This window comes from Caballeronia concitans (assembly GCF_001544615.1).
GTDB lineage: Bacteria > Pseudomonadota > Gammaproteobacteria > Burkholderiales > Burkholderiaceae > Caballeronia > Caballeronia concitans.
The window spans coordinates 106,990-120,302 of record NZ_FCNV02000006.1; the positions used below are offsets into that span (position 1 = coordinate 106,990).

The 13,313-nt window shown below is 63.5% G+C and carries 9 protein-coding genes and 1 other RNA gene; 5 read left to right on the top strand and 5 right to left on the bottom strand.

Going from position 1 to position 13,313, the window contains the following annotated elements:
- Positions 1 to 15: 15 nt before the first annotated feature.
- From AWB72_RS16155 to gyrA, 5 genes are all read right to left on the bottom strand, one after another.
- Positions 16 to 948, bottom strand: coding sequence for a prephenate dehydrogenase (locus AWB72_RS16155; RefSeq protein ID WP_087128261.1), 933 nt, complete (start codon positions 946 to 948; stop codon positions 16 to 18).
- A 62-nt stretch (positions 949 to 1,010) separates the two neighbouring features.
- Entirely contained in the window at positions 1,011 to 2,093 is a 1,083-nt protein-coding gene (pheA, locus tag AWB72_RS16160) for a prephenate dehydratase (RefSeq protein ID WP_087128263.1), read from the bottom strand.
- Positions 2,094 to 2,120: 27 nt separating this feature from the next.
- Entirely contained in the window at positions 2,121 to 3,203 is a 1,083-nt protein-coding gene (serC, locus tag AWB72_RS16165; protein WP_087128265.1) for a 3-phosphoserine/phosphohydroxythreonine transaminase, read from the bottom strand.
- A 204-nt stretch (positions 3,204 to 3,407) separates the two neighbouring features.
- Entirely contained in the window at positions 3,408 to 4,016 is a 609-nt protein-coding gene (locus AWB72_RS16170) for a DUF2059 domain-containing protein (RefSeq protein ID WP_040049557.1), read from the bottom strand.
- A 179-nt stretch (positions 4,017 to 4,195) separates the two neighbouring features.
- Positions 4,196 to 6,844, bottom strand: a complete 2,649-nt coding sequence (gene gyrA / locus AWB72_RS16175) for a DNA gyrase subunit A (RefSeq protein ID WP_087128268.1) — start codon at positions 6,842 to 6,844, stop codon at positions 4,196 to 4,198.
- A gap of 689 nt (positions 6,845 to 7,533) precedes the next feature.
- Here gyrA and ompA point away from each other — a divergent pair.
- From ompA to AWB72_RS16200, 5 genes are all read left to right on the top strand, one after another.
- Positions 7,534 to 8,199 (top strand): outer membrane protein OmpA, encoded by a 666-nt coding sequence (gene ompA / locus AWB72_RS16180; RefSeq protein ID WP_040049508.1) that lies wholly within the window; start codon positions 7,534 to 7,536, stop codon positions 8,197 to 8,199.
- A gap of 191 nt (positions 8,200 to 8,390) precedes the next feature.
- Positions 8,391 to 9,089, top strand: coding sequence for a bifunctional 2-polyprenyl-6-hydroxyphenol methylase/3-demethylubiquinol 3-O-methyltransferase UbiG (gene ubiG, locus AWB72_RS16185; protein WP_087128269.1), 699 nt, complete (start codon positions 8,391 to 8,393; stop codon positions 9,087 to 9,089).
- Positions 9,090 to 9,093: 4 nt separating this feature from the next.
- Positions 9,094 to 9,858: a phosphoglycolate phosphatase gene (gene gph / locus AWB72_RS16190; protein ID WP_087128271.1), complete on the top strand. Its 765-nt coding sequence runs from the start codon at positions 9,094 to 9,096 to the stop codon at positions 9,856 to 9,858.
- Positions 9,859 to 9,935: 77 nt separating this feature from the next.
- Positions 9,936 to 10,293, top strand: a transfer-messenger RNA (tmRNA) gene (gene ssrA, locus AWB72_RS16195).
- A 585-nt stretch (positions 10,294 to 10,878) separates the two neighbouring features.
- Complete coding sequence (locus tag AWB72_RS16200; protein ID WP_087128272.1) at positions 10,879 to 13,302, top strand: FG-GAP-like repeat-containing protein; 2,424 nt, start codon at positions 10,879 to 10,881, stop codon at positions 13,300 to 13,302.
- Positions 13,303 to 13,313 lie beyond the last annotated feature (11 nt).

The window sequence follows — 13,313 nt, forward strand, 5'->3', positions numbered from 1 at the left end:
TGTCCTGGGATGTGCTTATTTCGCGGCGCGATCGCCGTCGCCGGAATTTCTGATGCCGCCGCGTTCCTGCCATTCCTGACGTGCGACGCGCGAACGCGCGAACGCCGCTTCGAGCGCCGCGCCGTCGGATGCGTCGATGGCCGCACGAAAGCGCGCGAGCACGTCGGTATACGCATCGAGTTCGGCGAGCAGCGCGGTGCGATTCGCGAGGCACACGTCGCGCCACATTTCCGGGCTCGACGCAGCGATGCGGGTGAAATCGCGGAAACCGCCCGCGGCGAACGAAAACTTGAGTTGCGCGTCGGGCGCTTCGAGAATCTGCTCGACGAGCGCGAACGACAGCACATGCGGCAAATGGCTCACCGACGCGAACACGCGATCGTGCTGCCCCTCGCTAATCTGACGCACGCACGCGCCGGTCGCGCGCCACATCGCCGCGATGCGCTCGACCGTTTCCGGCGCGTTCTCGGCGAGCGGACACAGCACCACGTTGCGATCGACATAAAGCTCGGGCAATGCGGCATCGACGCCGCTCGATTCGCGCCCGGCAATCGGATGCCCCGGCACGAACTGCGCGACGCGGGCGCCGAGCGCCGAACGCGCTGCCGCGACAACATCGCTCTTGGTGCTGCCAGCGTCGGTCACGATGGTCCGCGCATCCAGAAACGGCGCGATGCGCGCGAGCAGCGGCCCGGTCTGCGCGACCGGCGCGGCAAGCAGCACCACATCCGCGCCTTCGAGCGCGCGGGCGAGCGCGGTGTCGTCGTCGAGGGCGGCGGCTTCATCGATCACGCCGATTTCCAGCGCGCGCGCCACTGACTGTGCCGAGCGCCCGACGCCGACGACGCGCCCCGCCAGCCCCGCCCGTTCGCGCAACGCGCGCGCGAGCGAGCCGCCGATCAGGCCGACGCCGAAAATAACCAGTTTATTGAATGTGAACGCGGTCACGGAACACCGGGAAAAACGCGTCGCCAGGACGCGGAACGATCAAACGGCTCAAAGCGCGGATTTTACCGGGCGCGCGGATACGACCCGAGAATCTTCAGGAACGCGGCCTTTTGACCGAGTTCATCGAGCGCGGCGGCGACGGCGGCATCGTCGCGATGGCCTTCCACATCGATATAGAAGTAATACTCCCACGTGCCGACGCGCGCGGGCCGCGACTCGAAGCGCGTCATGGAGACGCCGTGCTTCGCGAGCGGTTCCAGCAGCTTGAACACCGCGCCCGGCTCGTTCGCCACCGAGACGATGAGCGAAGTCTGGTCGTGACCGCTCGCGCCGGTCGGCTGCTTGCCGATGATCACGAAGCGCGTGCGGTTGTGCGGATCGTCCTGAATCATCGGCGCGACGACGCCCAGGCCGTAATGCGTGGCCGCGCGATCGCCGGCGATGGCCGCGACCGTCGGATCCGACACCGCGATGCGCGCCGCTTCCGCATTGCTCGACACCGCTTGCCGCTCGAGGTGCGGCGCGTGCGCCGTGAGCCAGCGCTGGCATTGCGCGAGCGCCTGCGGATGCGCGCACACGCGCGTGACGCCGTCGAGCGTGCCGGATGCGGTCAGCAGATTGTGATGAATCGGCAACGCGAGTTCGCCGCCGATGAGCAACTGCGTTTGCAGCAGCAGATCCAGCGTGCGCGACACCGCGCCTTCCGCTGAATTCTCGACCGGCACGACGCCGTACTGCGCCGCGCCCGCCTCGACGGAGCGGAACACTTCATCGATGGACGGACACGGCATGCCTTCGATCGAATGGCCGAAGTATTCGAACATCGCCTGCTCGCTGTACGTGCCGACCGGCCCGAGGAACGCGGCGCGAATGGTCTGTTCGAGCGAGCGGCTCGCCGCCATGATCTCGCGCCAGATCGCGCTGATGTGATCGTCTTCGAGCGGGCCTTCGCTCATTTCCTGCAGCCGCGCGATCACCTGCATCTCGCGCTCGGGACGGAACACCGGCGCGTTGAAATGCTTCTTCACTTCGCCGACTTCGAGCGCGACGGAAGCGCGCTGGTTCAGCAACGCGATGAGTTGCGCGTCGAGCGCGTCGATGCGCTCGCGCAGCGGTTTGAGTCTTGAATTGAGATCGTCGTCCATGCGGTGCTTTGAGGTCTGAGGCGAGGATTAGGCGCTTTCGCGCTCGAATTCCTTCATGTATTCGACGAGGGCCCGTACGCCCTCGACCGGCACCGCGTTGTAAATCGATGCCCGCATGCCGCCGACGGACTTGTGGCCCTTCAGTTGCAACAGGCCGCGCGCTTTTGCGCCGGCCAGGAAGTCGGTGTTGCGCGATTCATCGGCGAGAAAGAACGGCACGTTCATGCGCGAACGGTTCCGCCGCTCGACCTTGTTGATATAGAAATCGCTCGAATCGATGGTGTCGTACAGCAGCTTCGCCTTCTCGACGTTGCGCGCTTCGATCGCCTGCAGGCCGCCCTGCTTCTTCAGCCACTTGAAGACGAGCCCGGCGATGTAGATGGCATACGTGGGCGGCGTGTTGTACATCGAATTGTTCTCGGCGACCGTCTTCCATTCGAACGCCGACGGACAAATGGCCAGCGCGCGGTCCAGCAGATCTTCGCGCACGATCACGACCGTCACGCCTGCCATACCGATGTTCTTCTGCGCGCCGCCGAAGAGCACGCCGTATTTCGCGACGTCCATCGGGCGCGAGAGGATATGCGACGACGCATCCGCGACAAGCGGGATGTCGCCGAGATCGGGGATGTCGAAGGCTTCGACGCCGTCAATGGTTTCGTTGGTACACAGATGCACGTAGGCGGGATCGTCCGACAGCTTCCATTCGTCGACGCCCGGCACGCGCGTAAAGCCCTGCTCGGTCTTGCCGGTGGCGGCCAAGTGCGGCGTGCAGTACTTCTGCGCTTCCTTGAACGATTTCGTCGACCACGAACCGGTGATAACGAAATCCGCGGTCTTCTTCGTGCCGAGCATGTTCATCGGCACGATGGCGTTTTCGCCGATGCCGCCGCCCTGCAAAAACAAGATGCGATGCGACGCCGGCACGTTCAGCAATTCGCGCAAGTCGGTGAGCGCGGCCTCGTGGATCGACATGAATTCGGCGCCGCGGTGGCTCATTTCCATCACGCTCATGCCGCTGCCTTGCCAGTCGAGCATTTCATCGGCAGCTTGCCTCAACACTTCTTCGGGCATCGCGGCGGGGCCGGCGGAGAAATTGAACACGCGCATCTGAGGGTCCTGATTGGCAGGCGCTGGCCGGAGAAGGACTGGCGAAGAGACGTTCCGCTCCTCTCTTTCGTCGCGCCGCGCCTGAAAAAGAAATGGCTGCTTGCGCTCGCGCGCAAACAGCCATTATCGCATCGTCTTGAAAACCCGCCAACGCGCGGGGCGGCATGCCCCGGCGGCGAATTCCCGCAGACGGCAGGTCCGAGCTTACTTGGCCGGCTTGACGCTTGCCACTTCCGAATCCGCTTGCGTGCGCGTTGCCTTGATGGCTTGCGGCATGTACTTCTGCATCAGGCCGTTCACGACGTCGCGGCCAACCTGGTCCTGAACCTGGATGAACTTGCGGCCCGTCGTGCTCTTGTAGAAGTTCGTCAGGTCCTTGATCTCGTCGGTCGAGTAGTACTTCGCGTAGGCGTCGTACTGAGCCTTCATGGCGTCCTGACGGAAGCTGTCCGTTGCGAAGACCTGGCCTGCCGAGTCAACCAGCTTCGGCACTGCGTTCTTTTGCAGCGTCGGAACAGCGGCTTGCTTCTGCTTGTCGTTCAGCGACTTGTTTTCCGACAGCGCGTCCGACAGGATTGCCGGGACCAGCTGCTTTGCCTGCATCTGTGCGCTGTTGCCGATTGCGCCGACGAGCTTTTGCGCGTCGATTGCGTCGAGCAGGTCCTTGATCGCGGCTTGCTTGGCCGGATCAACCGGTGCTGCTGCGGCCGGCGCCGCCGCCTGGTTCGGCGCCTGGTTCTGAAGCGACTGAGCCATCGCGAAAGTCGGCACGAAAGCGGCCAGCAACATCCACTGCTTGAAACGTCCTTGCATCATTACTCCCTGTAAAAAATATTCAGTTCAGCCCTGGCGACGCGCCTTGCATACCGGTATGCGCTCGACGCCGGCTTCGCGGGAAGCGAAGCGCCGCGCCGGCACGAAGCTCACGTCGCGCAGCTTAACCAATCCAGGCTTACAAAAGCGATAACGAGAAACCGGCGACACAAAAAATATCAGGCGGTTTCGCCACCCTCTCCGTTTTCCGTGTCGCCCGGCGTGGGCGCGGCGCCGTTCGCGGCTGCATCGGCTTCGTCGAGTTCGGCTTCAGCCTCTGCCTCGGCGATATGCTGCAGTCCCGACAACTTCGTCCCTTCGTCAAGGCTGATGAGTGTAACACCTTGGGTTGCCCGCCCCATTTCGCGTATCTCGGAAACGCGGGTGCGGATCAGCACGCCTGCCGTGGTGATGAGCATGATCTCGCTTTCCGGCTCGACGAGCGTCGCCGCGACGACCTTGCCGTTGCGCTCCGAAGTCTGGATCGCGATCATGCCCTTCGTGCCGCGGCCGTGGCGCGTGTATTCGTTGATCGGCGTGCGCTTGCCGAAGCCGTTCTCGGTTGCCGTCAGCACCGACTGCGTTTCACCGCCCGCGACCAGCATTGCGATAACCTGCTGCCCGTCTTCGAGCTGCATGCCGCGCACGCCGCGCGCGCCGCGGCCCATCGCACGCACGTCGTTCTCGTCGAAGCGAACGGCCTTGCCCGCGTCGGAGAACAGCATGACGTCGTGTGCGCCGTCGGTGATCGCTGCGCCGACGAGGTAGTCGCCCTCGTCCAGATCGACCGCGATGATGCCCTTCTTGAGCGGCCGGCTGAATGCTTCGAGCGGCGTCTTCTTGACGGTGCCGAGCGAGGTCGCCATGAACACGTAGGCGTCCGCCGAGAATTCCTTGACCGGCAGCACAACGTTGATCTTTTCCCCGTCCTGCAGCGGGAACATGTTGACGATCGGACGGCCGCGCGAGTTGCGCGAGCCCTGCGGCACTTCGTAGACCTTGATCCAGTAGACGCGGCCGCGGTTCGAGAAGCACAACATGTGATCGTGCGTGTTCGCGATGAACAGCGTGTCGATCAGGTCGTCTTCCTTCATCTGCGTAGCCTGCTTGCCGCGACCGCCGCGCTTCTGCGCGCGATACTCGGAAAGCGGCTGCGACTTCACGTAGCCCGCGTGCGACATGGTCACGACCATTTCCTGCGGCGTGATCAGGTCTTCGGTGTTCAACTCGGTCGCGTTCATTTCGATACGCGAACGGCGCTCGTCGCCGAATTCGGTACGCACCTGGCCGAGCTCGTCGACGATCATCTGACGGATGCGTTCCGGGCGCGCGAGGATATCGAGCAGATCGGCGATTTGCGCCATCACGTCGCGATATTCGCCGACGATCTTGTCCTGTTCGAGACCGGTCAGGCGCTGCAGACGCATCTGCAGGATTTCCTGCGCCTGCACGTCCGACAGCTTGTAGAGACCGTCTTCCTGCAGACCGTACGCCGGATTGAGCCCTTCCGGCCGATACGCGATGCGCCCGCCGGAAGCCTCGGTTTCGGCGCGCGTGAGCATTTCGCGCACGAGCGACGAGTCCCACGGACGGTTCATCAACTCCTGCTTCGCGATGGGCGGCGTCGGCGCGGCCTTGATGATCGCGATGAATTCGTCGATGTTCGCGAGCGCGACGGCGAGACCTTCGAGCACGTGCCCGCGATCGCGCGCCTTGCGCAGTTCGTATACAGTGCGCCGCGTCAGCACTTCCCGCCGGTGCGACAGGAAGCACTCCAGCATTTCCTTCAGATTCAGGAGCTTCGGCTGGCCGTCGACGAGCGCGACCAGGTTCATGCCGAACGTGTCCTGCAGCTGCGTTTGCTTGTACAGGTTGTTCAGCACGACTTCCGGCACTTCGCCGCGCTTCAGCTCGATCACGACGCGCATGCCGCTCTTGTCGGATTCGTCGCGAATGTCGGAGATGCCCTCGATCTTCTTCTCGTTGACGAGTTCGGCGATGCGCTCGAGCAGCGTGCGCTTGTTCACCTGATACGGAATCTCGTCGACGATGATCGCCATGCGCTGCCCGCGATCGATCTCCTCGAAGTGCGTGGCCGCGCGCATGACGACGCGCCCGCGCCCCGTGCGATAGCCGTCGCGCACGCCCGCGACGCCGTAGATGATGCCGGCGGTCGGGAAGTCAGGCGCGGGCACGATCTCAATGAGTTCGTCGACGGTGGCTTCGGGCGTATTCAGCAGATGCAAACAGGCGTCGACGATTTCGCGCAGGTTATGCGGCGGAATGTTCGTCGCCATGCCGACCGCGATGCCGGCCGAGCCGTTGATCAGCAGATTGGGAATGCGCGCCGGGAGAACGAGCGGCTCGCTTTCGCTGCCGTCGTAGTTCGGACCGAAGTCGACGGTTTCCTTGTCGATGTCGGCCAGCAGCTCGTGGCCGATCTTCGCCATGCGGATTTCGGTGTAACGCATGGCCGCGGCGTTGTCGCCGTCGACGGAACCGAAGTTGCCCTGACCGTCCACCAGCATGTAGCGCAGCGAGAACGGCTGCGCCATGCGAACGATCGTCTCGTAGACGGACGCGTCACCGTGCGGATGGTACTTACCGATCACGTCCCCGACGATACGCGCCGACTTTTTGTACGGGCGATTCCAGTCGTTGTTCAGTTCGTGCATCGAGTACAGCGCCCGGCGATGCACCGGCTTCAGGCCATCGCGGACATCGGGAAGCGCACGCCCGACGATTACGCTCATCGCGTAATCGAGATACGAACGGCGCATTTCCTCCTCGAGGGAGATTGGCAGAGTCTCTTTGGCGAATTGATCCATTATCCGTGTCTTCAACTGTGCAGCAGCGACACGGCAGCGCGCTCAGGAAACCGCTCAGGAAACTCGCGACACCCCATCCGCCGGCCGCGCGGCCCGCGCCGGGCAGGCGCGCAGCCGACGTACGCTGCGGCGCCGCGAACGCAGCGCATCACGAGATTCTACCATGCGAGATATTCGCGCCCGACCGTCGCCGTATACATAGTGTTGGACCGTCAAAAGCGGACGTCGAAAGCGCGGTTTCCGGATCGAAACGGCGCTGCCGCACTCTCGTACCAATTACTTACAAAAAGTGGGGAACGTTTTCCGGCAATTCGTCATGAAGCCGGGCTATCATGCCGCCTCACCCGTTTCCGTCGCGTACAAACGTCCGCGACGGAAATATGCAGGAAAGGGATTTCGGGCACGCGAAATGCGCATGTGGGGCGCCTTCGCTGACGACCGCAGTCTCCTGTCCCTTTCTTGTTGCGGACGCACCACATAAGGTTGCGAGCAGACTGGGTGCGGGGATATTTTTATCGTTGCAAGGGAACGATATGGCAAAATGCGAACGCACAAAGTTAGACACTGCTCGAAGTCTACACACAGCGTTTTGCACCGCGGGGAATGTTATACTTCGAGCAATGTATGACTTGTCTTCGTCTACAGGCTCGCAGTAAACCTGCGGTAATCTCAATTTCGAGAGGAGAAATATGAATAAACTTTCAAAGCTCGCGTTCATTGCAGCTACCGCAGTTATGGCTGCATCGGCCTCGGCACAGTCGGTGCCGGCCTCGCGACAAGCCGTGAATGACAACTGGGTGAACGGTACGGGCGAGTATGTGTGGATGAACGGCACGAACGAACTGTGCTGGCGCGACGCGTTCTGGACGCCGGCAACGGCTAACGCAAAGTGCGACGGCGCACTGGTCGCTCAGGCACCGGCTCCGGCAGTCGCTCCGCCGCCGCCTGCCGCTCCGCAAATCACGACGCAGAAGGTCACGTACCAAGCTGACGCTCTGTTCGACTTCGACAAGGCTGTTCTGAAGCCGGCCGGCAAGACCGCGCTGGACGATCTGGCATCGAAGATCGGCGCGCTGAACCTGGAAGTCGTGGTCGCAACCGGCTACACCGACCGCATCGGTTCGGACAAGTACAACGATCGTCTGTCGCTGCGCCGTGCGCAAGCTGTGAAGGCTTACCTGGTCAGCAAGGGCATCGAAGCCAACCGTATCTACACGGAAGGCAAGGGCAAGCGCGACCCGGTCACGAAGGGTTCGTGCAACCAGAAGAATCGCAAGCAACTCATCGCCTGCCTCGCACCGGATCGTCGCGTGGAAGTCGAAGTTGTCGGCACGACGCGTCAGCCGCAGCAGTAAGCTGTCGGATTGCCGCAGATCGAACCCCCGCCTCGGCGGGGGTTTTTTTATGCCCCGGCTCGCCGTGTCGAGCGGATTCGCGCGCTTTCTTGCCGAATGTTGGCGGCATCGCCTGTTGCGCTTTTTGCCCGCCCTCATCACCGCCTATATACTCGGTCTAACTGATTCATGATTTAGAAGGGCTTTCTCTCATGACCAATGTCGATCCCCACGAACTGCAGAAATTCAGCGAGCTGGCGCATCGCTGGTGGGACCCGAACGCCGAGTTCAAACCGCTGCACGAACTGAACCCGGTGCGGCTCGCCTGGATCGATGCGCACGCGCATCTGATGGGCAAGCGCGTCCTCGACATCGGCTGCGGGGGCGGCATCCTCTCGGAGTCGATGGCCACGCGCGGCGCGACGGTAAAAGGCATCGACCTGTCGTCGAATGCGCTCGGCGTCGCCGATCTGCACAGTCTCGAGAGCGGCGTGGAAGTTGCGTATGAAGAAATCTCGGCCGAAGCGCTGGCGGCGCGCGAGCCGGCATCGTATGACGTCGTGACGTGCATGGAAATGCTCGAGCACGTGCCGAATCCGGCGGGCACCGTCGCGGCGTGCGCGGCGCTCGTGAAGCCGGGCGGATGGGTGTTCTTCTCCACGCTCAATCGCAACGCGAAGGCCTACCTCTTCGCCGTCATCGGCGCAGAATACATTGCGCGGATGCTGCCGCGCGGCACGCACGATTACGCGCGTTTCATCAAGCCGTCCGAACTCGCGACGTACGCGCGCACGGCGTCGCTTTTGCCCGTCGACATCAAGGGCATCACGTACCGGCCGATCTCCAGGCACTTCGGCCTGTCCAACGACACGAGCATCAACTACATGATGGCCTGCCGCCGGGAAGCGTGACGCGATGAATCAAGAAGATCAGGACGAAACGGGCGTCGTCCAGACGAAGCCTTTGCCCGACGATCCCACTCCCCTGCCCCAGCGCGCCGCCGATGGCGATTCGCTCGGGCTTTGCCAGGCGGTGCTCTTCGACCTCGACGGCACGGTCGCCGACACCGCGCCCGACCTCGTCGCGGCGGTCAACAAGATGCGGCACGACCGTGGGCTCGAGATGCGTCCGCTCGAAATGCTGCGGCCGTATGCGTCGGCGGGCGCGCGCGGGCTGCTTGGCGGCGCGTTCGAAATCGGTCCGGAGCATCACGAGTTCCCGTCGATGCGCGAGGAGTTTCTCGCCAACTACGAAGTGGACTTGTGCATCGAAACGACGCTGTTTCCGGGCATCGCGGAGCTGCTCGATCAACTCGATGCGCGCGGCGTGCGCTGGGGCATCGTCACGAACAAGGTGACGCGCCTCGCGGCGCCGCTCGTCGCGCTGCTCGGCCTCGACACGCGCGCGGCGTGCCTCGTGTGCGGCGACACCACGCCCCATTCGAAGCCGCATCCCGCGCCGCTCCTGCATGCGGCGGAACTGCTGGATGTGGCGCCGGAACGCATCGTCTACGTGGGCGACGATCTGCGCGACGTGCAGGCCGGCTTCGCTGCGGGCATGGTGACGGTGGCGGTCGCTTACGGCTATTGCGGCGACGATATCCCGCCGCGTCGCTGGCACGCGAATCATGTCGTCGATACGCCGGAGGAGTTGCAGCAACTTTTGCGCGACATCGCTTGACGCCCGGGCGACGGCGTCTTGCAAAGGCGGCCGTTCGCCTCATATGGCTTTTCGTGGGATAATGAAATTTCCGCTTTGGGGGCGACCTGGTTTCGACAGGGGTTGTGAAGCGGTCAGGGCATACCGAGGACCCGTCACCTCGTTAATCAATGGGAAAATCGTAACTGCAAACGACGATACGTTCGCACTGGCAGCCTAAGGGCCGCCGTCCTCTCACTAGTTCACTGACGGGCTAGGGTAGCAATACCGCGAGAGGTCATATACGTCAGTTAAGCCTCGGTGGCGTCACGACGCCAAGGTCGAAAATTTAGTGAATCGCCGTAACGCAGCGTGTTCGTCCGCGTCGTTGCGGTTAAATCAAAAGACAGAACTAAGTATGTAGAACTGGTCGTAGAGCGCTTCTGGACGCGGGTTCGATTCCCGCCGCCTCCACCACCCCCTTTCAAAAACCCGCGATCGTGAAAGCGTCGCGGGTTTTTTCTTTTCGGCCTTGAAACCCTGTGCATCTCGCGCAGGCGAAAAAAAACCCCGCACGGGGCGGGGCAAACATCCTTTGAGAGACATAGCTACGGCAGAGACGACGTAAGCTACGTCGTCAAGAATAAAGGCCGCGACGCGTTCTTCGAATCGGAGCGGTCTGAATAGTGCCTTCGAGCAGCGATTCACCGATCGATTCTCGATCGCACCGTCGTTTCGCCGACATAGTTGATAGTCAGCAATTTGTTTTGGCAAAAGGCTGCTTACTCAGATATGTCCGATGCTCGCGCGTCCAGTTTTTGCCTATCCTACAAGTGTCCTTCGATCGCGCCGGAAGACACCACCGGCGTCCGAGGGACCATTCCAAGTACTTGCGCCTCGCCTTCGGGCGAGGCTTTTTTTCGCCCAGCGTCCGGCGAGCCGCAGCTTCGGCCTCGCATCCTTCATACGTGTTCGCTTGGCCACCGACTCGGCCGGACGAAACGCGCAATCTTCTGCTTTATCGTTCGAATTCACTCGCGCGATCGCGCGGACGAGGAAAGCATGCGCGGAAGCAGACGTGGCACCTGGGCGAAAACGACGTGGCTTTCGCTGGCGTGGGCCTGGTGCGTCTGCCTCGCCGCGCTCCTTCCGATCCGGGCCCACGCCGCGACAGCGTCGACGGCGCCGGCGGATTGCCGCGCCGGCACGCTCGTGACCGTCGTCGCGCATCTCGACGACGACCTCCTCTTCGTCAATCCCGGCATCAGCGACAAGCTCGACGCCGGCTGGTGCATCACCACCGTCCATCTCGTCGGCGGCGCGAACGGCGCGAAGTTCGACTACGTGCTGCTGCGCGAAACCGGCACGAAGCTCGCGTATGCACGCATGGCCGGCGTGGCCGACCGATGGCAGGAATCGACGGTCACGTTCGCCGGCAAGCCGGTTCATCGGCTCGTCCTGTCGCAGCAACCGCGCGTGAAGCTGCTCGAATTGCGCCTGCCCGGCGGCGGCGTGCGCGGCGGCAAGGTTCCGCTCGGCCTGCTATGGGACCGCGGCCAGACGCTCACGAGCTACCCGATGAACGCCGACGGGACCGCCCCGACGACCTACGATCGCGCATCGCTCATTGCGACGCTGCGCGCGATTCTCTCCGACGCCACCGAGATCTACACGCTCAATCCCGACACCGTCGCGTTCATCGAGCATCCGGATCACATCTACGCGGCGCGCATCACGCGCGTGGCGGCGCAAGGCCTCCCGCGCAATCTGCCGATCGGCTATCACGTGACCTACCCCACCGGCGGCTTGCCGAAGAACCTCGACACCGCCGAAACGCTTCGCAAGCGCGATGTCGTCGGCAGCTATTTCGCCGTCGATGGCAACGACGCCGGCCACGTCTTCGGCGAATACATGTGGGACGGCAACTGGGTCGCACGCCGCTACTGGCGCGCCGGCCACACGAACGACGCCGGCCCCGACTTCCAGTTGCGCCCGTTCCAGCTCGTCAACGAATACTCCAGCCGATGCCTCGCGTCCGGCGGCACAGGCAGCGCACCGCGCCTCGACGCGTGTTCGGGCGATGCATCGCAGAACTGGTTCTGGAAGCAATTGCCCGCGACGCCGGGCGAAAAGAACGACGCGCTGCTCGTGAACGCATCGACGCACGCGTGCATCGCGGAGCGCGATTCCGGACTCGTCGAAACAGCGTGCGACTTGACGAGCGCATCGCAACGATGGACGCCGTGGGACTTCGGCTTCGTTTACACGCCGCTCAACCATTGCCTCGGCGAGAAGAACGGCGCGCTCACCGCCGGCCGATGCTCGCTTCTGACGGCCGAATACCGATGGTCGCCATCGCCGGAAACGGTGTGGACCGACACGCGTCAGGAAGGCGCGCTCTATGGCGACGTGCGCGGCGCGGGCCGCGACAGCACGGTGTATGTCCAGCGTCGAAAGGACGGCCCAGGCTTCAACGTATGGGTGGCGGAGATGTCGCGCATGGATCAGGCGGACCCGTGGTATCTGAACGCGGTCCCGTTCGATCCGCAAGCGACCGCGCCCACGTGCCAGGCCGATACGCTCTGCTTCGACAGCGCGCGCTTTCTGCTCGCCGATTTCGACGGCGACGGCCGCGCCGATCTGATGGTCGTCACGCCGCGCAACGGCGGCACCGCGTTCTGGCTGTTGCGAAGCGCGGGCACGCATTTCGAAGCGCCGCGCCTGTGGCTGCAAACGAGCGACGCGTGGACGCCGGACACTGCGCAGCAATACGTCGCGGGCGATTTCAACGGCGACGGCCGCGCCGATGTCGTCATCGCGCAAAAGCGCAAGGACGCGGGCCTCGATCTCTGGATGCTGGCTTCGGCAGGACTCGTCGGCCACGCGCCCGCCCTGTGGCTCGAAGCCTCCACGCTCGACGCGGGCGCGCGCTTCCTGCCGGCGCGCGTCGCGGGCTCGCCGCGCGCGGGGCTCATCGCGATGGAAAACCTGAACGGCGCGCTCGCGCTCTCGCAACTCGCGAGCACGGGAAGCGCGTTCGCCGCGAGCTATCGCACCAACGTGTATCCGCAGTTGCGCGCGGCTTCGGTGAAAGTCGCGGCGGGCGATATCGACGGCGACGGCATCGACGATCTCGCGGTGCTCGAACCGCGCGGCGATTCCGCGAGCACGCGCGTCTTCACGATCAAGGGCGGCAAAGTCTTCCGCCCGGCGCATGAGGCGGCGACGTTGCGCGACACGTCCTACGCCGATTCGCTCCCCGCGCTCATCCGCCGTGACGAGCACGACAATCACGCCACGCTGATGCTGTTCAAGCGCGCCAATGCCCTGCTCAAGGAGTTCTATTACACGGGAGGCGCGCCAAGCCTGTCGGGCTACGACATCGACGCGTCGTTCCGGCTCGGGCCGGTGCAGATCTGGGGCGAGTTGCCGGGACTGTTCTCGGAATCGCTCTGGCTCAAGACGCTGGCTTACTGGCAGCGCTAAAAGCAAAACGC